The sequence below is a fragment of the Prevotella sp. Sow4_E9_plate genome (assembly GCF_052116205.1).
In the GTDB taxonomy this organism is placed as follows: Bacteria; Bacteroidota; Bacteroidia; order Bacteroidales; family Bacteroidaceae; genus Prevotella.
In genome coordinates this window covers 1-549 of record NZ_JBQKLN010000139.1, presented here as the reverse complement: position 1 = coordinate 549, position 549 = coordinate 1, and the positions used below count along the sequence as shown (strand labels likewise).

General features: G+C 41.9%; 1 protein-coding gene. It reads left to right on the top strand.

The window, feature by feature from the left end; all coding sequences use genetic code 11:
- The first annotated feature begins 80 nt into the window (after window positions 1-80).
- Window positions 81-467, top strand: a complete 387-nt coding sequence (locus ACTQ53_RS17595) for a hypothetical protein (protein WP_441934614.1) — start codon at window positions 81-83, stop codon at window positions 465-467.
- Window positions 468-549 lie beyond the last annotated feature (82 nt).

The window sequence follows — 549 nt, the reverse complement described above, 5'->3', positions numbered from 1 at the left end:
GTAAGCATCCAACCCCTATTTTGGCGGTTTGAACAATAAGTGCTACCTTTGCGCCATGTTAAACATTAAATGTTATAAGTATGGCAATAAGTAGTAAAGATCTTGAGAGCCTGTGGCAACGCTATAAAGCGGAGGCGGTACCAGCAGGCATTTCGGTAAATCAATTTTTCGAATCCAATGGAGTTCCTTATCATGTATTTGAAAAGTGGTACAAGAAGAAGTTCCAGGCTCCAAATGTTGTGGAGTGTGTTGTTGCAGGTGCGCCAGATTCAACCAGTGCAGTTCCAACACCATCCAAGCAGGGTAATCCTTCAGCCGGTTTAACTCCAGCTCCGACCGAGGATGCCGTTGTCATCAAGTATGTCAATCTTGGGCTTAGCAATGGTATGAAGATAGAGCATCATAATTTGAGCTATTTTGGTCTTCAAAGTTTTATCTCTAAACTTCAAGCCTTATGTTTAGCTTAAATGGTGCCGTAAAATATAAGTATATTCCCAACTATCAGGATATGCGTGGAGGTTATGACAAGCTTTGTGGAGTGATACGCTC

Excerpts from the sequence above, each read along its gene's own strand:
- ACTQ53_RS17595 (WP_441934614.1), top strand. The coding sequence starts at position 81 with ATGGCAATAAGTAGTAAAGATCTTGAGAGCCTGTGGCAACGCTATAAA.